Origin of the sequence: Pectinatus haikarae, from assembly GCF_050916305.1 — a bacterium.
Lineage (GTDB): Bacteria > Bacillota > Negativicutes > Selenomonadales > Selenomonadaceae > Pectinatus > Pectinatus haikarae.
Genome location: NZ_CP116940.1, coordinates 832871 through 853374, shown reverse-complemented (window position 1 = coordinate 853374; position 20504 = coordinate 832871). Strand labels below are relative to the sequence as shown.

The following is a 20504-nucleotide window of genomic DNA, read 5'->3' as shown; positions in this document are numbered from 1 at the left end:
TCCCTTTGCAATTTCTGAATTAAAAAGTAACTACTACTCTGAACTTATCTGCCTTTGCTACCGATTCAAATGCAGCCTGTATTTTTTCTGACGGATAGACTTCACTTATAAATGGTTTTAAATCAATTACACCTTCTGAAATCATCTGTGCCGCCCGCATGAAATCCCGGTCATTGGAATTGGCAGTTCCCAATATCCCTATGGATTTACCATGCACCCAGTTGGGATCGAATAATACAGGTTCGGCAGGATGAATTGAGCTGTATAAAACAATTCTGCCGGCATTGCTGACACACTTGAAAGTGTCCTGCACAACAGCCGGAATAGGTGTGGTATCAAAAACTACCTGCGCCTTTATTCCCTTTGTGATAACTTCCACGGTTTTACCCAAGTCAAGCTTTGATGGATTTATTACATGTGAGGCACCCAATCTCCGTGCCAAATCCAAACGTTCTTCGTTAACATCCGAAACTATTACTGCAGCGCCTCTCCTCTGGCACAGTATCGTATGAAGCAGACCCATAATCCCTGCACCTATTATCAATACGAAATCTCCCATCTGCACATCTGCTGTCTCCACACTGTGAATGACACAGGACAGGGGTTCTATCATACACGCTTCATTTGGTGATGCGTTCCTGTATTTGAATATGCAATCAGGCGAAACCAACAAATATTCACTTAAGCCGCCCATTCCTCTATATGGCAGCCCTTCCAAATGTGCACTGTGATTAAAATGTTCGCAGCTTTGTGAATTCCCGGTTTTGCAATAATAACAATTGCGGCATTGCAACGTAGCTCCCACAACTACCTTATCGCCAATGGTCCATTCTGTTTTATTGACATCATCCCCCATGGAAACTATTTCTCCTGCAATTTCATGCCCGCCGATAAAGGGAAATTCCACCTTGTTGACACCTGTGTAAACTCTCTGTTCCCACGTGCAGATCGCACAAGCATCTATTTTTACCAAAACCTTATTTCCTTTTGCAACAGGAGTTTTACATTCCTGCAAACCGACTTCTCTAATTCCGGTAAATACTGCTGTTTTCATTTATTATTTCCTCCCAATCAACCAACGATCCCTGTTACACCCAGTATGACACCTATAATAACCAAAATCACCATAACAGTTGTGGCTTTCAACTGCCTATCTTTTAGCAGATACAGCGTAAGCAGCGTAATCCCCAGAGGAATCATTCCTTTAAACAATTTATCTAATATGTCTGTTTGAAGTGATAATTGTGCCTGTCCTAAAGGTATATTCATAGTAGACTGTGCCTTCACGTAGCTTGCTGTTAACGATCCCAGCACAGTTGCTCCCATTATGGAGGCCGCTGCCATAAGCTGCTTCATTTTTCCTCCTCCCAAAATTGCCTGTACGCCATCCTTACCTGTTTTATAGCCGCGCATGTACATAATATAAGCAATCATAAGCATTATGATTGCTTCTGTGATACCAAATACGGCTGCCCCAAGCATATTACCAGCTGCAGCAATACTGATACCGACCGCTAGCAGTATCGGCTGTAGAGTACCCTGCCATAGGGTATCACCAATTCCGGCAAACGGTCCCATCAGTCCGGTCTTTACACTATTTATCGCATCATCGGGAATATCTGCACCGTTGGCGCGGGCTTCTTCCATGGACAAAACCATACCGTTTATTATGCCGCCAAAATGCGGTTCAGTATTGTAAAACTGCATATGACGTTGCATGAAAGCTTTTTGAGCTTTTTCATCTCCCGGGTATAATTTTTTAGGCAGATGCGACATCGAAAACAAAACCCCGCTGGCTTGCAGTCTTTCATAATTATAATTAGCATGAGAAAAAAACGTCCACTTCCAAAATGCACTCAAAATGTCCTTCTTACTGAGGCTGACCTTATCCTTCATATTAATTTACACTCCTCTTATTTCAAAAATCATCGTTATCTTCCACTGAGACAGTGAGATTTTTATCTTCGATATTCACCATAATTCCCGTATATAAATAAGCAACAATTCCCGCTATGATAGCGATAGGCATAGTAGTAAGACCAAGGTATACCGTAACGACGAATCCCAAAACGAACCATAGAAGAATTCCTGGTTTATTTATAGCTCTCAAATTCATAGCAATACCGATAGCGGGAAGAATACCGCCTATCACTTCAAGAACCTTAAGCGGTGTTCCGTCAAGTATTGCAATGATTGCAGAAACTATATCGGCACCATAGTAACAACCTAACATGACTGGAACAACACCTATTATAAAGGCAATGATCTGCGGTGGAACAATATGAAGAAAACATGCTTTTTTCATATCACCATCTAATGCGCATTTATCAATCATGTGGACAAAAAACACATCAACAGTCATATGGATGACCCATATAATTGTTCCTAATAACCCCAATGGCACAGCAATTGTAATAGCAACGGCGGGACTGACTCCGGCAGCCATTGCCAATGCAGTTCCTAATGTTCCTGCTAATCCCGGATCAGTAGGCGGTGCACCGCCAGCTGAAATATAAGCAATAAAAGGCAAATTTATTGCTGCGCCAATTATCGCACCTGTCACAGGATCTCCTAAAATTATTCCAACAATAAGGCCTGAAACAAGTGGTTTTTGAATAATAGTACTTCCCAGACAAGTTAGCCACGGAGTCCCATTAATTCCTAGATAATAAACTATACCGATTAAAAATGCCTGTACTAAGGAAATTTCCATAGTGTCCTCTCCCTTTTTAATAAAAATTTATTTCCAATATTATAAATATTTGGCAATATCAATTCTATTATCTTCTGCAATAATCCTAATTTCCAATTTGCATCCTTTGTCCATCATATTTTTAAATATTTCACGTTCTTCATCTGAGGCAGATATGTTTTTATAAAATTTATGTCTGTTTATATTAGCACCCATACCGCCTATATTTATATTGTCAAATTTAATTCCTTTTTCCAGCAAACGATACAGTGTTTTCGGAAATTTAACCAATATTATGACCTTGTCATGATCCTTAAATCCTTTTACTAAACGCTCAGCTGCCCGATCAACCGAAAAAACTCCAAGTCCAACATTACCGGGAACAGCATTTTTTAAAACATTTTTCATAAATAGATCTCCTGCAACATCGTCATCTATAACCATTATCTTTGTTGCCTGCGTGAAATTAAGCCACGATGTCATAACTTGTCCATGTATAAGCCTGTCGTCAATTCTGACTAAAACCACATTTTCCATCATATTTCCCCTCCTAAAAATCATTTTCAACATCTTTATGCATATTCTCAAACAATTCATTAAGCCCTATCAGGGCTTCCTTTCCTGACGAAATACACTGCCTGAAGAGCTCTGTCACATCTATATCCGAATTTCTTTTTAATACCGCATGGCATACCATCGGCATATTCACTCCCGCTATAGCCTTGAAATTATTATTTTTCAACAAATTCAAAACAGCATTGGCAGGCGATCCTCCTAAAATGTCGACAAACACCAGTACACCCTTACCTATATCAAGTTCATTTACCGCATCTAAAATTTTATTTTGGAAAACTTCTATTCCGTCTCCGTGATAAAGTCCTATTGTCTTAAATGCCTCCTGTCGTCCTGCAATCAATTCAACCGCATTTTTTAACCCATCAGCAAAGTTTCCGTGCGTTACCAATAAAATACCGATCAATTTGCATCCCTCATTTTCAATACAATATTTCATAATTTTTTTATGCTTATGTTTTCACTGTATCTTTCCACATTGGAAAAATTTCCCAAAGCATTGCTTTCAGCGACATTAGCTCCTGTAGCTGCCGATTTCTTCATGGCATCTTCAATTCTTCCCCCATGCAGAAATTCGCTTAAAAAAGCTGCTAAAGCCGAATCTCCCGCACATGCTGAGCTGAGCAGCTTGATCTTCTGCGCTGTAGAAAAATAAATTTCATTGCCGTCTGTGAAGTATGCTCCTTTGTCTCCCATGGTCAGCAAAATATTTCTGGCACCCTGCTTGCTGAGACTGGCCAAAGCTGCTGCTGCACTCTCATCGGAAATGATTTCATAGCCGAATATTTGCCTTGCCTCATCATCATTGGGTTTAATAAGAAACGGTTCATATTTGAGCAGTTCCTTTAAATAAGGTGAGCTTATATCCAGAATCAGCTTTATATATTTTTTTTTGCATATCCGAGCTATTTTGTCATAATACTCCTCATCCACTCCCGGCGGCAGGCTGCCGCTTATAGACAGATATTCACAGTCCGCCAGATTTTCTATCTTCCGCAGCAGTTCCCGCTGATTTTCCCCGGATACGAACGGTCCTTTATTGACAAATTTATACTCATCGTCTCCGTCGTTTAAAAACACATTTATCCTTGTGATATCGTCCACCCATACAGGTTCTGCTTCAACGCCGGCGTTTCGCAATTCCTCAATAATATATCTGCCGCTGAATCCTCCGAAAAAACCCATTACAACCGATTTATACCCAAAATGCTTTAATACCAGCGATACATTTACGCCCTTGCCGTTTGGTGTATATACCGGAGACCACGTTCTGTTTACATAATTTTTCCTGATATTGCTTCCGGTAATATTAAAATCAATCGCAGGATTCATAGTTAAAGTATAAATCATCTAATATTCTCCCCGAATCAATATCTGCCGGCACTTTTGCAGACTTTGATTTTATGCTCCACTATTTTTTTCATGGCTTCTTTTCCGGGCGTCATATACTGGCGCGGATCATTTGCCGATGGATTATCGGCAAAATATTTTTTTATCGCTTGCGAGAACGGTATTTTCAAGTCAGTGGCTATGTTCACTTTGCATATGCCCAAAGCTATAGCTTTTTCCACCAATTCATCGGGTACATCTGATGCGCCATGCAGCACAAGGGGTATGCTTATCCGGCTGCGGATAGCTTCAAGTCTTGCAAAATCCAGCTTTGGTTTTCCTTTATACAAGCCGTGGGCTGTACCAATAGCTACCGCCAATGAATCTATTTTTGTTCTCTCCACAAAGTCAGCCGCATTATCCGGGTCGGTGTAGACAGCATCTTCGGCCTCCACCGTCACATCGTCCTCTATCCCGACCAGCTTGCCCAATTCTGCTTCGACTGTAACATCATATCTATGTGCATACGCGACTACTTTTTTCACTTTTTCTACATTTTCTTCAAAGGGAAGCATTGACGCATCTATCATACATGAACTGAACCCGGCATCAATATCTTCCTCTATTGTTTTTATATCCTCATGATGATCCAAATGCAGTGCTATAGGAATATCAGCAGTCTGTGCAGCCGTTTCCGCCATTGCTACAAGATAATCCGCGCCCGCATAAGTAACGGTGGACGGTGTAGCAGCAATTATAAGAGGCGATCTCATATGAACTGCAGTTTGAGCGACAATTTGAAGAGTCTCCATGTTATGGATGTTGAATGCGGGAACAGCGTAATGATTTTCCTGTGCATCTATTAACATTTGCCTTGTTGATAATATCATTATTATCACTCCTATTGAATTTATCTTCACGCTGTTATTATAAAATACTTAATCATGAAAATCTTTTCGCAATTTGAAAAATAATAGAAAAAGCCGTCGTAAAAATTGTTTTACAAACAATCAATACGGCAGCTCTATGTTTTTTCGTTATTTTTTTCCACTAAATAATCAACTATTATGCGTGATATCATCGACAACGGTATTCGTGAGGTGACATCAAATTCTTTTATTGCAATTTTTTTATGATAGTATCCAAGCAGATAATGTGACGCATATTGCAGCAAGGGACTATCGGACGCACAACTAATCACAATCAGCTTAGCTTTATTTAAATAACAATTCTCAGCCACCTCTATAAGTTCCTTGGTTTCTCCCTTCAAAGAAAATAATATAATCAATTGATTATTGGATCGTTGGCTTATTTTAACCATAATAGTGGGATCCTCTGTCGCTAAAACATTATATCCTAGCAATTGCAATCGCAGAGAAAATTCTTTGACCACCTGCTCTGTTGGTCCCCTTCCGAAAATATAAATCTGCTTATCAAACGCTCCTGTTATCTCATTTACGACGTCCAGGACATCCTTTAATGATATCCTTTGCAAAACCTCATTTGCCTCTATCAAAGTTTTTTTCATTATCTCGTTAATGCTTATTAATTCTTTATTATCTTTTGGTAAATTGAGCCTATATCTCAATTCATTGAATCCATTTATACCGCATTTTCTGATAGCCCTGGAAACAGTAGCCGGTGATGTAAAAGTTTCAAAAGCAATATCCACAATCGACATATCCGACAATTCTTTTTCCTTTTCATTTATATATTGAATAATTGATAATTCTGTTTTTGACAGCCTTTCCACTATATATCTGTCAATATTTATAAGCATTTTTATTCACAAGTCCTCTCCTACAGCTGCCCATAAACTCTTTTCCTGCCAAGTACAATAACATTCTTTTGATATCATACATTTATAATCTGCCTATATTTTCACCGCTCGATATTGCATCTTACAATTTATTTGGTTTCTTATGATTGCCCGGTAAAATTTATCTTCGTCTCTTTGTATGCAGATTCCCTCACTTATTCTGACGCAGTTTCTCCTCGTCAAAAGAAAAAGGCAGTAACTCTTCCAATAATGCCTGTTTTCTTTTGCCCTGCATATTGCTCATGATTATCCTGTTTATCCTAAACTCCGCCATAACCTGGCGACAAGCTCCGCATGGTGCAACAGGTGCTTTAGTATCGGCGGTCACTGCCAATATTTCAAATTCTTTTTCCCCCGCTGAGATTCCTTTGAAGATAGCTGTTCGTTCAGCACAATTAGTGAGTCCATAAGATACATTTTCTATATTGCAGCCTGTATATATTCTGCCGCTTTTGCCCAGAACAGCCGCCCCCACCTTAAACCCGGAATAGGGACAGTATGCATATTCTCTCGCCTTTTTCGCAGCTTCAAGCAGACTATTTTCTATTTCCATAGGGAATACTCCTCAGTATCTTTCAATTTTTTCACTTTCAATTCGTGCAAAAACCAATGGTATTTTTTCCGGTTCTTTTTCATTTATTGCAACAGCATCCTTATATATGTGTTCTGCTTCCTCCAGACGCTTTTCCTCTGAGGTAAATAATTCAGCTAAAATATCTCCTTTTCTCACTGCTTCACCATATTTTTTTCGGATCATTATTCCTGCCGAAGAATCTATTTCAGCACCCTTGATCTCGCGTCCTGCCCCCAGGATAGCTGCTGCTATACCGCATTTTTCAGCATTCATTTTACTGATAAAACCATCAGCGGCTGCAAGAATTTTTCTGGAATAATGCGCTGCCGCAAATTTGTGAGTATCGTAAATAAAAGATGCATCACCGCCCTGTGCTTGGACCATAGCCGCAAATTTTTCTAAGGCACTCCCGTTATTTATAGCATTTTTTGCCATTGCCCGGCATTCAGGCACACTGCCTTTATCAAGCAGATGCAGCATGTTAGCCGCCAGCTGCAAACATATTTCCGTTAAATCGTCCGGACCGCTGCCCCGCAGTGTTTCAACAGATTCAATGACCTCCAGCGAATTGCCTATGGCCGCCCCGAGCGGAATATCCATATCAGTGATCAATGCCACTGTTTTTCTGCCGGCCCTTTCTCCTATAGATACCATTTTTTGTGCCAATTCTATCGATTCGTCCAAAGTTTTCATAAAAGCACCGCTGCCAGTCTTTACATCAAGCACTATACAATCACTGCCGGCAGCAAGTTTCTTGCTCATTATGGATGAAGCTATCAAAGGTATACTATCAATTGTAGCTGTTACATCACGCAATGCGTATATTTTTTTATCGGCAGGAGCAATATTTCCCGTCTGACTTATGACAGACAAGCCGATTTTATTAACAATGGAAAAAAATTCTGTTCTTGTCAGCGATGTGCGCAATCCCGGTATAGATTCCAGTTTATCAATCGTTCCGCCTGTATGTCCAAGTCCCCGTCCCGACATCTTTGCGACCTTACCGCCGCATGCAGCCACAAGCGGTGCTACTATCAGTGTAGTTTTATCCCCAACACCGCCGGTACTGTGCTTATCGGCTTTTTCCCCCTCAATAGCCGATAAATCTACGCTATCCCCTGACTTCGCCATAACTTGCGTTAAAACTGAAAGTTCATGGTCATTCATTCCTTGAAACCACACTGCCATCAGCATAGCCGCCATCTGATAGTCGGCTATGTCCCCCTTCACAAAGGCATTTATCATATAGCTTATTTCTTCATCCGTCAGAATGCCGCCGTGCTTCTTTTTCGTAATGATATCAAATATTCTCATTATATTTTCCCGCGACTTTCTCAATATTTAGCCTGCTTAAGACATATTACAGACAAATATCATATCACAATAATATTTTATCCGTCATACTTTTTCCCTGCGTTTTAAAGGGAACATGGAATATATCGGCCACCGTTGCCGCAATATCCGCAAAAGTCGTACGTGTACCCAGATTTATACCCGCCCTTATTTTTTTGCCGAAAAGAAGCAGCGGAACATATTCTCTGGTATGATCTGTACCTGGAGCTTTGGGATCGCAGCCATGATCGGCAGTAATCATAAGTATATCATTTTCGCGCATACCTGCCATAAATGCGCCAAGCTGACTGTCAAATACAGTTGCAGCACGGGCATATCCGTCAGTATCACGTCTATGTCCGTATTTCATATCAAAATCTACTAAATTGACAAAACATAAGCCTTTAAAATCTTCTGCCTGTTCCGCTATAGTTTTTCTCATCCCATCTTCATTGCCTTCAATGGGTACATATCTGCCAACGCCCCTACCTGCAAAGATATCTGAAATTTTTCCCACGCATATTGTGGCAAGATCATTTTTCTGCAATGCATCAATTATTGTATCTGCCGGTGGCAGCAAAGAAAAATCATGACGATGCGGTGTTCTTTCATAATTCGGGTATTTCCCCGTGAACGGCCTTGCGATGATCCGTCCCACTGAATGCTTTCCCTTCATTATCCCGCGTGCTATCCTACAATATTCATATAATTTTTCCAAAGGGACAACTGCTTCATGCGCTGCTATCTGCAGCACACTGTCCGCCGATGTGTACACTATCAGGGCTCCCGTGCTTTCATGTTCCTGTCCGTAATCATGAATGACCTGAGTTCCTGAATAAGGTTTATTGCAAAGTATTTTTCTGCCAAAAGCCTGCTCAAGTTCCTTTATCACTTCCTGCGGAAAACCGCTGGGATATGTGGGCAATGCCTTTTGAGAAATAATTCCTGCTATTTCCCAATGACCGGTCGTCGTATCTTTTCCCATTGATTTTTCCTGCATGCGGGCAAATGCTCCTATTGGATCTGCTTCACCTTCAAGATAATCGACTCCGTCAATATTAAAAAGACCTATCCTTTTCATATTAGGCGTCAAGTATTCTTCCGATGAAACAATAGAACGCAGTGTATTGCAGTCATGATCGCCAAACCTGTCCGCATCAGGAGCGGCACCCATGCCGTAACTGTCAAGAACAATCAGAAACACTCTGTTTATATCCATTTTCCTACCTCCACAATTCAGCTGCAAATTAAAAATCCATGTTTCTTTATATTATAAACTATTCTCGATGCACAAATTTACTCACAGGCTTATAGATTATCCAGGTCAGGATGGAATTTATCCCCGCCTTCAACAAATTGAACGGAATGATAACAGGCAGCAGCATCTCTACTATCTTTTCCATTGGCGCTCCCAGAAAAAGAGGTGTAAAGATCAGATTAAACACCACCATGACAACGGTCATAGTCAATGTCCCTGACAAAAGCGCAGCACAGGCTGCTTTTCTTGTCTTTGCCTTATGATAAATAGTACCTGCCACCAAAACGAAACTTCCCGTAGCAAAAAAATGCATTAATATGCCGATAGGACCGCCATCCGTGCTTATTAAAAGCCCCTGCAGAACAGCTGTAATTGCCGTCAGAAGCAGTCCCGCCGATGTTCCAAATAAAAAAGTTCCCAGCAATATAGGTACATCCGCCGGATCATATTTTAAATACGATGCTGCCGGAATAACCGGAAATGCAACAGCTGCCACCAACACCAATGACACTGCGGTCAGCATAGCCATACTGGTCAAAAATCTTACCTTATTAAATTCCATAAACTCGGTTCCTCAACTTTTATTTTTCTTAAATAATATTGCGGCAGCACATCATTTCGGCAAATAAACCATTTGCTTTGATCAAGTCTGCCGGTTTTCCCGCTTCGGCTATTCTGCCGTCATCAAGAATAAGCACTCTATCAAATTTTTCAATTCGGCTCAGATCATGTGTTATCACAAAAACATTTTTTTCCGCTGACACCTTCATTATTGTTTCGACTATTTCACCGGCTGATAAGGCATCAAGACCCGCTGTCGGTTCATCGAGAATAAGCAGCGGTGACTTTCTTGCAAGAGCCAGCGCAATAATCAACCGCCGGCGCTGTCCGCCTGATAAATATCTGCCGTCACGGCCGATGTCCGTATCCAGCCTTTCGGGCAATTGTTCGATAAAATCCCCCAGCCCGGCCGACTGCAGCACCGCATATATTTCTTCATCATTTATTTCCGGGTAAAGAATTTTAAAATTCTCTCTTATCGTCGTGTCAAAAATATACTGTTCCTGCAAAGCTGTTCTTATTTTTTCTCTTATTTCTTCCTCGGCAATATCGTTATAAATGCGTTCTTTCCAGAAGACAGCTCCGCTGTTATATGCCAACAACCTTACCAGCAGGTTCACTATAGTACTTTTCCCGCTCCCGCTGCTGCCTATAAGTGCTGTTTTTTCTCCCTTGCCCAAAGAAAAATCAAGTTTTTTATACAGCAGTTTTTCTCCCGGATGAGAAAAAGAAAGCTCCTGTACCGTCAGCAAATTTTCTTTTGGCGGTGAGTCCAAATGAGAGCTGGGTAATTTATTTTCTCTCGCCTGCAAAAGCAGATCAAGACGCGCGAAGGCATCGGCGGCCTTTTGCCACTGCCCTCCCAGACCGGCGAGAGGAAGAATCACCTCGAATGCCGCCATGACCACCAAAAGCAGTACCGCAGCTTCCACGCCTGTCATTGCCGACTGTGACTCTATAAAAATCCCCAGTATAAACACTATAGCTGCGGCGGCAATAAGCTGCGCTGTCATCTCAGCTGCCGCAGTGGAGCGAAACGATCTTTTTTCTGCCGCAGCTGTCTCTTCTATCTTACTCTGTGCCAGCTCAGCCCGTCTTCCGGCATAACCAAAAGCTGCCATATCCGATGCACCGTCTATAAATTCATACAACTCTGTCTGCAGAGCAGAAAGAAGTTTTTTCCTGCGCGGGTGAAAAATAAACGGTACCATTATCGTTATTATAAAAAACGATACCGCAAAAACCCCCGCAGCGGTTCTATCGTATGGAAAGAGGAACACAAACAGCGCTGCCGTCAGCAAAAAACCGCCCAAAGGAGGTAAAAAAAGCCGCAAAACTGCATCCCGCAATTCATCCAGCGCTTCTATCACTGTCATGAATACATCACCGCTATGTATAGTTTGCTCAGAAAAAGGCAATGCCCGCATAACACTTTTATAAACTTCAAAACGTAATTCACGCCATGCAGCAAAAGCCGCATTGTGTGAAATATATCTTTCGGCATAGCGAAAAACGGCACGGCTGATACCGCATGCGCGTACACCTGTTATAGCCAGAGCCAAAGCATAGAGCGGTGTATGCAGTGCCGCACTGGTGACAAGATAGGCAGAAGCCGCCATAAGCCCGACCACACTCATGTTGCACAAAAAACCAATGAATACAGAAAGCAGTAAATAAGGCATAATTGACCGCAGCAAAAGCCATTTTCTTTTTTTCATGCCAACCCGCCTCCTGAAACGGCTTCAAGCATTTTACAATAAATGCCCCCTTCTGCACGCAGCGATACATCTGTTCCGCACTCCGACACTGCGCCACTGTCCATAACATAGATCATATCCGCGTTTTCTATTGATGATAATCGATGTGCTATGACTATCACTGTCCTGTTTTTTACCATTTCTTTAATGCCCGCCCAGACTGCCTTCTCGGTCATTATATCCAAACCTTCCATTGGTTCATCCAGCATCACAACAGAAGATTCGACTAACAATGCTCTGGCAATAGCTACCCGTCTTGCCTGTCCGCAGCTTAGTCCGCGCGCACCGGCGCCCACCAGTGTTTCCAATCCGTTCGGCATGACGTCCGTCAGCTCCTGCAAGCCCGCCAACTTTATAATATTCTTTATCTTTTCATCACTTATCGTTTTTCCCATGCAGATATTTTCTCGCAGGGTGGCATTAAATATATGCGCCTGCTGCGGCACATAGGCAATATTGCTCCGCCATGCCCTTTCATCCAGGGTGGTAATATCCACACCATCGATAAGTATTTTACCTGAAATCGGTGAAATATATTTTAACAGTAATGAAAATACAGTAGATTTGCCTGCTCCGCTGCGTCCCACGATAGCCGTAACCTTTCCTGCAGCAAAATTTAAATCAATTTTTTTCAGCGCATTTTCACGCTGGCTGTTATATTGATATCCCACAGAGGAAAATTTTATCTGAGGTGCCTCGGTCAAATTAATCATTGTTTTTCCTGCTGCTGCATTTTTTTCTTCAATTGCCGCAAAAATTTCTCCGGCATTTGTAATTGCCCCCATCGCGTCATGAAACATACTGCCTGTTTGGCGCAATGGCTTATAAAATTCAGGAGCCAGCAGCAAAATAAAAAATACCGGCAAAAAATCCGCCTGTCCGTACAAAAGCCGCAGACCAATATTTACGGCAATCACAGCGATACTTAAAGTTGCTATGAGTTCCAGAAAAAAAGCTGATAAAAAGGCTATACGGAGAACCTTCAGTACCGCCTGTGAAAACCTTTCACCTGCCCACACCGTTTTTTCCAGCTGCCTTTTTCCCTGATTGTAAATCTTAATTACAGCCATCCCGGCCAAAAGTTCAGAAAAAAGCTCGCTTAAATGTGCCAGTGCCGCCCATTGCCGATTATTTTCCGATTGTGCTCTTTTTCCTATAAGTACCATAAAAAAGGGGATCAATGGCAGCGTAAATAAAAATATAAGACCAGATATCCAATCATTATAAAAAGCCGTGATTAAAATAACTATCGGCAATATTGCCGTCAATGACAATTGCGGCAAAAATTTTGAAAAATACGGTTCAAATGAATCCACTCCCTTAGTCACCATCTGCAGTATATTTACATCATATATGGATGACATGGGACTGCTGCATGCCAATTTTTTTATAAATGCGCCGCGTATTTTTTTTCTTATATCAAGCGAAATATCATGTGCGGCAAACCGTATAACCAAATTAGCTGCCGCTTCAAGTGAAAAAAGAAAAAGCAGCAGCGCCAGCTGAGGCACTGCCGCTTCCCTGCTCAAACGGGAAAACAGCATCTTATCAATAAAAGAAGCCAGACAATAGCAGCGCACCGCAATGACCAGAGCAGATACGACATCACAAAGAATTATCATGACCACTTTATATTTATAAGGCTGCAATTCTTTCAACAAATTCTTATCAATCATAAACTATTTCCCTACCCTAACAGTCGGACACCCATACAGTTTATCAGCATATGACTGCCGCCCCGTCCGCTGAGAATTTTATTCTTTCATGTCAATGCTTCAAATCATTGACCGTTATGCGCTTCCTAAATATCCAATATGTCCATCCCTGATAAATAATCACCACTGGCACAAAAATCAAAGCGGCTATCGTCATTATCGAAAGAGTATACGGTGAGGAAGAAGCATTTGTTATAGTGAGACTCCATTCCGGATTCATCGTTGAAATAAGTATCCTCGGAAACAGTCCGGCAAAAACACTCACTGTCGTCAGCACCACAGCTAAAGAACTGCCGATAAAAGCTGTTCCGCTGCTATTTTGACGACGTGCGATTATAGCCAGCACAAACACCAGCGCCGCCAAAATCATTAAACCAAGGCATAATGACGATTTATATACGTCCGTATTTGCGTATGTCAAGGCAATGCATATCAAATAAAAAACAGCTGCCGTCCCGCCAAGGCATGTACCGACCAAGCGAAAACGAGGCATAAGCGCTGATTCCTTGTCTATTTTCAATGACAAAAATGTCAGTCCGTGAAAGGCAAAAACAAGCACAAAGGTTATCCCGCCTATTACAGTATACACGGAAAGCAAATCCCAAAACGTTCCCATATATATCTTATCACCGTTAATCATAAAACCTTTCATGAGATTGGTGACTGCCACTCCCCACAAAAATGCGGGAAGAAAACTGCCGATGAATATCATCCAGTCCCATAAGCTGCGCCAGCAGGCAGTATGGTGTTTACCACGAAATTCGAAGGCTACCCCGCGCACTATAAGCCCTATGAGCATCAGGAACAAAGCCATGTAAAGCATGCTGAACATAGTAGCGTAAACATGCGGAAAGGCTGCGAACAGCGCTCCGCCCGCGGTTATCATCCATACTTCATTACCGTCCCACACAGGCCCTATACTGTTTATCAGCATACGCCGCTCATCATCATCCTTAGCGACAAACGGCAGAAGGATACCCACGCCGTAATCAAAACCTTCCAGAAAGAAGAAGCCGGTGAATAAAACAGTTACCAATATAAACCATAATACCTGTAAATCCATTATAAACCGCTCCCTTCAGTAACATCCTGCCGGACTACCTTAGCGGCAACAAACAATGCAGCAATCGCCAGCAGCGCGTAAACCACAGTAAAGCCAATAAGTGATATCCAGACCTCTGTCGATGTTATATTCTGCGACACAGCATCAGCCACTTTTTGCAGCCCGGTAACCATCCACGGCTGACGTCCGCCTTCCGCTATATACCAGCCTACCGTATTGGAAATAAACGGCAGAAATACTCCCAGCATCAGCAGCCGCAGCCACGTAGTATTATATTCTGAAAGACGGTTCGTAAAGCTCATATATAAAGTCACGAGCATCATTAAAAGCATGATTCCGCCGCAGGCAAGCATTATCCTAAAACTCCAGAACAACAGCGGCACATTTGGTATATAATTATCATAGCCATATTTTTTCTGGTCCTCTTTTTGCAGTGTCTTTATCCCTTTGACTTCCCCGTTTGGTGAATTATATAGCATAAATGACAATGCATAAGGAACCTCAATCGTATTTTCGTTTTCTTCCTTCTGTGTATCGATCGTTGCATACAGTGTAAAAGGGGCAGGATCCGCATCTTCCCACAAAGCCTCCATCGAAGACAATTTCATAGGCTGCGCGCTTCCTACATATTGTGTATGCAAATGTCCGCTGCCCATAACGGCAAAAAGACCGATAGCTGCATATATGGCTCCTGCTCTGATACCAGTTTTAAAAATACCAATATTTTCACCGCGCAGCAGCTTATAGGCACTGACGGCAACGACCAATATGCCTGCCGTAACAATGCCGGAGGTCATAACATGCGCAAACTGACCAAAAACATAAGGATTAGTTATAAGTGCAAAAAAATCTGTCATTTCAGCGCGTCCGTTATTGAGAGCAAAGCCTACCGGATGCTGCATAAAAGAATTGGCAACAAGAATCCAGAACGATGACAAATTACTGCCAAACGCCACGAGCCATATAGACAGGCAGTGCACTTTTTTTGGCAGTCTGTTCTCGCCGAAAATCCATACCCCAAGAAAAACAGATTCCAAAAAGAAAGCCGTCAAAGCTTCAAGCGCCAGCGGTGCCCCGAAAATATCCCCCATGAATCTGGAGTATTCGGACCAGTTCATCCCAAAGTGAAATTCCTGAACAATCCCTGTGACGACACCCATGGCAAAAGAAATAGTGAATAATTTGCCAAATAATTTTGCCAGCTGCTTATAGACAATATTTCCGTTCTTTAAATATATCGTCGACAGTATAGCAACAAGCACAGACAATCCCAAAGACAGCGGAATAAATAAAAAATGGTAAATAGTGGTTATCGCAAACTGCAAGCGCGATAATGTAATAACATCCATATCTGTATCCTCCCCATTCAAGCAAAATATAATACCTGTGATATAGTATAATTTTTTATAAAGAAAAATGCAATCTGTTATTACTTAATAATATAAACTAATACCGTATTTCTTTTCATTCAAAAAATTTTCTTAGGGGATTCTTAATGCATATTATAATAATACGCTTTTTATTTAAAATGCACCTGCCTGTTTTCCTAATATTTTGTTATTTTCCTTCAATATATAAATTTAATCTATCATATATTACAAAAATCCAGGTCTTGCGACCTGGATTTTTGTAATATTGCATCATTTTAAGACAATTCGTGATATTTATCATATCATATATTTACTAAATAGTAATATACACTGCACTGCAAGGCAGACAGAATTCTGCCCTTATTAATGCTTATCCCTTGCCTTTTTTATTTTATTTTCAAGAAAAGCCGCAAATTTTTTATGGTGTTCAACGGCAAATAAAATACGCTTTTTTACATCTTCTTCCTCTATGCCGGCCATTGACGTTTCCAGCTGCTGGCAACGCTGACGCACCTGCATAAGAGCCGAATTCAAAGGGCCTTCTTCATCAAGGCCTATTCCGTAAACGGATTGTATACAATCCCTTACATTTTCCTTATATCCCTTTTCACCTGAAATTCTTTCCAGATAATCCGCCATATAAAGAATGATTTCATACGGGTCTTTTCCTTCGTTGATCATCTGCATAAGAGCCATTTTTATATTCTGTTCTCCACCATAAACCGTCCGCCCGGATTCTTCGCTCATAATTCAATCACAGTCCTGCATAATTCATTTTCTATCATCAAATTTTTCATGCAGATATGCCTTTATGTCAGATGCATGTTCCATTGACATTACCTTATCCAGCACTTCTTTTGCTTCCGCCATGCTCACGCTTCTGATAAGTTCCTTTACGCGCGGTATTGACGGTGCACTCATGGAAAGCTCAGTAATACCCATAGCCATAAGCAATACGGCAGCATGAGGATCACTTGCCATTTCACCGCACATTCCTGCCCAGATCTTATTTTCATTGGCAGAATCAATGGTACGTTTAATAAGTGCAAGCACTCCCGGATTAAGCGGATCATATAAATAGCTGACATTGCTGTTGACACGGTCAACTGCCAAGGTATATTGAATAAGATCATTAGTGCCTATACTGAAGAAATCCACATGCTTGGCAAATATCGGTGTCATGACAGCGGCTGCAGGTGTTTCCACCATTATCCCCAGCTGTACATTATCCGAATAAGCTTTATTTTCCTGTGACAAAAGCACTTTCGCTTCTTCTATTATTTGTTTGACTTTATCAACTTCACTCAGTCTGATTACCATCGGCAGCATCATAGCCGCCTTACCGTATACACCAGCCCGTAAAATAGCCTTTACCTGCGGCATGAATATATCACGGCGCGACAGACAGATACGAAGCGCACGCCAGCCAAGGAAAGGATTTTCTTCTTTCGGTATGTTCAGATACGGCAGAGGCTTATCCCCGCCTATATCCATTGTGCGGATGACACACAGATTGCCCTTGCATTTTTCGACAGCTTCCTTATATGCCTGAAACTGCATTTCCTCATCAGGAGCTTCATTTCTGCCCATGAATAAAAATTCCGACCGGAAAAGTCCCACACCTTCGGCGCCAAAATTGCTGACAGCAGCTTCCACATCAAGATGGGTACTGATATTGGCAACAAGCATGACTTTATGGCCATCGGTGGTTTCCGCCGGCAGTGAAGTAAGCTGTGCATAATGTTCTTTAAGCCTGTTCTGTTCTTTTATCCGCTCATTGAAAGAAATCAGCTGTTCTTCGGTGGGATGAACATAGACTTCACCCGTTTCTCCGTTGATGATCAGCTGATCACCGCTTTTTATATCCTTAAGATTTGCTTCAAGACCAACAACAGTAGGAATAGCACGAGCCTTTGCGATTATGACCGCATGGCAGGTAGTGCTGCCTTGTCCTAAGACTACGCCCGCTATCTGTTCTGTGGGAATATTTGCAATGACTGACGGTTCAATCTCATGCCCGCACAAAATAACCGGTTCACTGCCTATGTCCGGTCCTTTAAGCCCCAAAATTTGGCGCACAACACGCTTGCCTACATCACGAATATCCACAGCACGTTCACGGAAATAAGAGTCTTCCATGTTTTCGAAAATTGCTGCGGATTCCTCAGATGCCGCTAAAACGGCTCTCGGCGCCGATTTCAATTCACCGGCTTTAGCAACAGCATTATCTTCAAGCATCGGATCCTGTACCATAACACGATGCGCTTCCATAATGCCAGCTTGTTCAGCCATATCCTTGTCTGTGAGAGTTTTCACATTTTCTGCAAGAATATCGGCTACTTCTCCAATTGCCTTTTTTACCTTGCCTATTTCCGCTTCAACGCTTCCCGGATTATACAACGCAACATATTTTTCTAGATCCTGTTCCAGAGTTAAAGCTTTAGCTATGGCTATACCGGCAATAACGCCTTTACCGCGTAATTTACTTGACATCAATAGACCTCCTTGGGGCTTTGTGATAAATATTAATCTTCGCCGAATTTAGATTTTACAAGATCAGTAAGTGCATCAAGAGCTGCCTGTGCATCTTCCCCATCAGCGCTGATCGTAACATCCGTACCCTGCTGAAGACCAAGGCTCATAATCATAAGAATGCTTTTAGCATCGACGGTTTTTCCTTTGGCTGTAAGTTTGATCTTAGCTTTGAACTTGTTTGCTGTTTGAACAAACATTGATGCTGGGCGTGCATGCAGGCCCGTTTTGTTTTCGATAGTTAATGTTTTTTCCATGAGTCATATCCCCTTTTATCTAAAAAAAAATTAAATTTATAGCAGTCAGACTGCACTTCTTAAATTATACCGAATAGAATGAAAAATTACCAGTAAAAATTTACATAAAGTATATAATTATTTAACACTGTATTCATACTTATTTTGATTTAATCTTTTTTTTATTTTTTAATTCCGCTGTTTATAGTGATTTTTTTATATATTTTATATGATCAATCTCTGTAAAAGAAATTAAATAAAGTTTCTTTTATAATCGTTATCATTTGTATATTGATATATAGTTTATTTTGCAAAAAGCATATGGAAAAATATACGGAAAAATAGTAAACTGATATAAATAATTTTTTATCTAAGTAAAGAAGGTATATTATATGTATGATTTTTCCAGCTGTCCTGACAGAGAAAACTCGGGATCGGCAAAATGGGCAGCCATGAAAAAAGTTGCTCCTCAGATTTCTTCCGATATAATTCCCCTTTCCGTAGCAGATATGGAATTACCCACCGCACCGGAAATAATTTCTGGTCTGCAGGATTATCTCTCCGGTGCCGTTCTTGGTTATACGATCCCCACGAATGAGTATTTACAAGCAGTATGCGGCTGGATGCTGCGCCGCCATGAGTTTGAAATATCCCCGGAATGGATAGTTTCCTCGCCCGGTGTTGTTCCGGCAATTTTCAATTCCATACGCTCTTATACAAAAAAAGGCGACGGTGTCATTGTCATGACGCCTGTATATTATCCCTTTTACAGAGCAATCACTGAAAATAAACGCCGCATCGTAAAAAACCCGTTACTGCATACGGGCAGCACCTATCACATAAATTTTGATGATCTGGAACAAAAAGCACGCTCTGAGCAAAATAAGCTGCTTATTTTATGCAGCCCGCATAACCCCGTCGGCAGAATATGGACAAATGAAGAATTGCAGCGAGTTGCTGACATATGTCTGAAAAACAATGTTCTCGTCATCGCCGACGAAATACATTCAGACATTATTATGCCGGGACACAGGCATACTGTTTTTGCCACTCTTTCCGAAGATGCCGCTGACAATTGCCTGATATGCACCGCTCCCAGCAAAACTTTCAATCTTGCAGGCCTGCAGGTATCCAATATTATTATAAAAAACGATCTAATACGGCGTAAATTTATAAAAACTGCCGTTAAAGCCGGTTACGGGACATTGAATGTACTTGGTTATAAAGCATGCGAAATTGCTTATACAAAATGTGAAGCGTGGCTGGAACAGCTTTTAAAGCTCATTGACGGAAACAGAAAACTCTGTGAAAACTTTATGGAAAAAAACATTCCGCAGATTAAGATAACCAAGCTGGAGGGCACCTATTTGCAATGGTGGGACTGCCGCAAACTTAACATGGAAAAAAATGAACTAGAATCCTTTATGACTAAAAAAGCCTCTCTCTTTTTCGATGAGGGATATATTTTCGGTAAAGAGGGTGAAGGCTATGAAAGGATAAATTTAGCCTGCCCGGCAAAAGCATTGGACAGCGCTTTACTGCGTCTGAAAAATGCGCTGTCAGTCAAAAGCAAATAAAAATTTCAGATTGTTGATTAAATTAAGTAAACCATATTTTAAAATAAGTTGACATATTTTTAACACTAAAATATAATATATGCAATACAGTCTTAGAAGCATTAAATATATAAGGC

General features: G+C 41.3%; 20 protein-coding genes. 1 reads left to right on the top strand and 19 read right to left on the bottom strand.

Annotation, left to right across the window (positions count from 1 at the left end; translation table 11 throughout):
* Window positions 1–19: 19 nt before the first annotated feature.
* From NXG61_RS04120 to NXG61_RS04030, 19 genes are all read right to left on the bottom strand, one after another.
* Window positions 20–1054 (bottom strand): zinc-dependent alcohol dehydrogenase, encoded by a 1035-nt coding sequence (locus tag NXG61_RS04120; RefSeq protein ID WP_307223251.1) that lies wholly within the window; start codon window positions 1052–1054, stop codon window positions 20–22.
* Between the two features lie 17 nt (window positions 1055–1071).
* A complete protein-coding gene (locus NXG61_RS04115; RefSeq protein ID WP_307223253.1) occupies window positions 1072–1896 on the bottom strand; it encodes a PTS system mannose/fructose/sorbose family transporter subunit IID in 825 nt (274 codons plus the stop codon).
* Between the two features lie 22 nt (window positions 1897–1918).
* A complete protein-coding gene (locus tag NXG61_RS04110) occupies window positions 1919–2713 on the bottom strand; it encodes a PTS mannose/fructose/sorbose/N-acetylgalactosamine transporter subunit IIC (protein ID WP_307223256.1) in 795 nt (264 codons plus the stop codon).
* 39 nt (window positions 2714–2752) lie between these two features.
* Window positions 2753–3232, bottom strand: coding sequence for a PTS sugar transporter subunit IIB (locus NXG61_RS04105; RefSeq protein WP_307223257.1), 480 nt, complete (start codon window positions 3230–3232; stop codon window positions 2753–2755).
* 10 nt (window positions 3233–3242) lie between these two features.
* Complete coding sequence (locus tag NXG61_RS04100) at window positions 3243–3704, bottom strand: PTS sugar transporter subunit IIA (RefSeq protein ID WP_307223259.1); 462 nt, start codon at window positions 3702–3704, stop codon at window positions 3243–3245.
* A complete protein-coding gene (gene pfkB / locus NXG61_RS04095) occupies window positions 3701–4615 on the bottom strand; it encodes a 1-phosphofructokinase (protein ID WP_307223261.1) in 915 nt (304 codons plus the stop codon). Before pfkB ends, NXG61_RS04100 begins: the two co-directional genes overlap by 4 nt.
* A 17-nt stretch (window positions 4616–4632) precedes the next feature.
* Window positions 4633–5484 (bottom strand): tagatose bisphosphate family class II aldolase, encoded by an 852-nt coding sequence (locus tag NXG61_RS04090; protein WP_307223263.1) that lies wholly within the window; start codon window positions 5482–5484, stop codon window positions 4633–4635.
* A gap of 134 nt (window positions 5485–5618) precedes the next feature.
* Window positions 5619–6374: a MurR/RpiR family transcriptional regulator gene (locus NXG61_RS04085; RefSeq protein ID WP_307223265.1), complete on the bottom strand. Its 756-nt coding sequence runs from the start codon at window positions 6372–6374 to the stop codon at window positions 5619–5621.
* 190 nt (window positions 6375–6564) lie between these two features.
* Complete coding sequence (locus NXG61_RS04080) at window positions 6565–6966, bottom strand: cytidine deaminase (RefSeq protein WP_196604083.1); 402 nt, start codon at window positions 6964–6966, stop codon at window positions 6565–6567.
* 12 nt (window positions 6967–6978) lie between these two features.
* The gene (locus NXG61_RS04075; protein WP_307223269.1) at window positions 6979–8301 is read right to left on the bottom strand and encodes a pyrimidine-nucleoside phosphorylase; all 1323 of its coding nucleotides are present in this window, start codon (window positions 8299–8301) and stop codon (window positions 6979–6981) included.
* Between the two features lie 64 nt (window positions 8302–8365).
* Window positions 8366–9538, bottom strand: a complete 1173-nt coding sequence (locus NXG61_RS04070) for a phosphopentomutase (protein WP_307223271.1) — start codon at window positions 9536–9538, stop codon at window positions 8366–8368.
* A 58-nt stretch (window positions 9539–9596) separates the two neighbouring features.
* Entirely contained in the window at window positions 9597–10139 is a 543-nt protein-coding gene (locus NXG61_RS04065; protein ID WP_307223273.1) for an ECF transporter S component, read from the bottom strand.
* A 28-nt stretch (window positions 10140–10167) separates the two neighbouring features.
* Window positions 10168–11856, bottom strand: a complete 1689-nt coding sequence (gene cydC, locus NXG61_RS04060) for a thiol reductant ABC exporter subunit CydC (protein ID WP_307223275.1) — start codon at window positions 11854–11856, stop codon at window positions 10168–10170.
* Window positions 11853–13571, bottom strand: coding sequence for a thiol reductant ABC exporter subunit CydD (cydD, locus tag NXG61_RS04055; protein ID WP_307223277.1), 1719 nt, complete (start codon window positions 13569–13571; stop codon window positions 11853–11855). The genes cydC and cydD overlap by 4 nt, the downstream gene beginning before the upstream one ends.
* A gap of 91 nt (window positions 13572–13662) precedes the next feature.
* Window positions 13663–14673, bottom strand: a complete 1011-nt coding sequence (cydB, locus tag NXG61_RS04050; protein WP_196604089.1) for a cytochrome d ubiquinol oxidase subunit II — start codon at window positions 14671–14673, stop codon at window positions 13663–13665.
* Window positions 14673–16022: a cytochrome ubiquinol oxidase subunit I gene (locus NXG61_RS04045; RefSeq protein WP_196604090.1), complete on the bottom strand. Its 1350-nt coding sequence runs from the start codon at window positions 16020–16022 to the stop codon at window positions 14673–14675. Before NXG61_RS04045 ends, cydB begins: the two co-directional genes overlap by 1 nt.
* A 384-nt stretch (window positions 16023–16406) precedes the next feature.
* Window positions 16407–16790: a hypothetical protein gene (locus NXG61_RS04040; RefSeq protein WP_196604091.1), complete on the bottom strand. Its 384-nt coding sequence runs from the start codon at window positions 16788–16790 to the stop codon at window positions 16407–16409.
* A 24-nt stretch (window positions 16791–16814) separates the two neighbouring features.
* Window positions 16815–18536, bottom strand: coding sequence for a phosphoenolpyruvate--protein phosphotransferase (ptsP, locus tag NXG61_RS04035; protein ID WP_196604092.1), 1722 nt, complete (start codon window positions 18534–18536; stop codon window positions 16815–16817).
* 32 nt (window positions 18537–18568) lie between these two features.
* Window positions 18569–18832, bottom strand: a complete 264-nt coding sequence (locus NXG61_RS04030) for an HPr family phosphocarrier protein (RefSeq protein ID WP_196604093.1) — start codon at window positions 18830–18832, stop codon at window positions 18569–18571.
* A gap of 371 nt (window positions 18833–19203) precedes the next feature.
* Between NXG61_RS04030 and NXG61_RS04025 the strand changes: the two genes are divergently transcribed.
* Window positions 19204–20388: a MalY/PatB family protein gene (locus NXG61_RS04025; protein ID WP_307223283.1), complete on the top strand. Its 1185-nt coding sequence runs from the start codon at window positions 19204–19206 to the stop codon at window positions 20386–20388.
* Window positions 20389–20504: the final 116 nt, after the last annotated feature.

Coding starts and splice junctions, on each gene's coding strand:
- NXG61_RS04120 (WP_307223251.1), bottom strand. CDS start 1,054: ATGAAAACAGCAGTATTTACCGGAATTAGAGAAGTCGGTTTGCAGGAA.
- NXG61_RS04115 (WP_307223253.1), bottom strand. CDS start 1,896: ATGAAGGATAAGGTCAGCCTCAGTAAGAAGGACATTTTGAGTGCATTT.
- NXG61_RS04110 (WP_307223256.1), bottom strand. CDS start 2,713: ATGGAAATTTCCTTAGTACAGGCATTTTTAATCGGTATAGTTTATTAT.
- NXG61_RS04105 (WP_307223257.1), bottom strand. CDS start 3,232: ATGATGGAAAATGTGGTTTTAGTCAGAATTGACGACAGGCTTATACAT.
- NXG61_RS04100 (WP_307223259.1), bottom strand. CDS start 3,704: ATGAAATATTGTATTGAAAATGAGGGATGCAAATTGATCGGTATTTTA.
- pfkB (WP_307223261.1), bottom strand. CDS start 4,615: ATGATTTATACTTTAACTATGAATCCTGCGATTGATTTTAATATTACC.
- NXG61_RS04090 (WP_307223263.1), bottom strand. CDS start 5,484: ATGATATTATCAACAAGGCAAATGTTAATAGATGCACAGGAAAATCAT.
- NXG61_RS04085 (WP_307223265.1), bottom strand. CDS start 6,374: ATGCTTATAAATATTGACAGATATATAGTGGAAAGGCTGTCAAAAACA.
- NXG61_RS04080 (WP_196604083.1), bottom strand. CDS start 6,966: ATGGAAATAGAAAATAGTCTGCTTGAAGCTGCGAAAAAGGCGAGAGAA.
- NXG61_RS04075 (WP_307223269.1), bottom strand. CDS start 8,301: ATGAGAATATTTGATATCATTACGAAAAAGAAGCACGGCGGCATTCTG.
- NXG61_RS04070 (WP_307223271.1), bottom strand. CDS start 9,538: ATGGATATAAACAGAGTGTTTCTGATTGTTCTTGACAGTTACGGCATG.
- NXG61_RS04065 (WP_307223273.1), bottom strand. CDS start 10,139: ATGGAATTTAATAAGGTAAGATTTTTGACCAGTATGGCTATGCTGACC.
- cydC (WP_307223275.1), bottom strand. CDS start 11,856: ATGAAAAAAAGAAAATGGCTTTTGCTGCGGTCAATTATGCCTTATTTA.
- cydD (WP_307223277.1), bottom strand. CDS start 13,571: ATGATTGATAAGAATTTGTTGAAAGAATTGCAGCCTTATAAATATAAA.
- cydB (WP_196604089.1), bottom strand. CDS start 14,673: ATGGATTTACAGGTATTATGGTTTATATTGGTAACTGTTTTATTCACC.
- NXG61_RS04045 (WP_196604090.1), bottom strand. CDS start 16,022: ATGGATGTTATTACATTATCGCGCTTGCAGTTTGCGATAACCACTATT.
- NXG61_RS04040 (WP_196604091.1), bottom strand. CDS start 16,790: ATGAGCGAAGAATCCGGGCGGACGGTTTATGGTGGAGAACAGAATATA.
- ptsP (WP_196604092.1), bottom strand. CDS start 18,536: ATGTCAAGTAAATTACGCGGTAAAGGCGTTATTGCCGGTATAGCCATA.
- NXG61_RS04030 (WP_196604093.1), bottom strand. CDS start 18,832: ATGGAAAAAACATTAACTATCGAAAACAAAACGGGCCTGCATGCACGC.
- NXG61_RS04025 (WP_307223283.1), top strand. CDS start 19,204: ATGTATGATTTTTCCAGCTGTCCTGACAGAGAAAACTCGGGATCGGCA.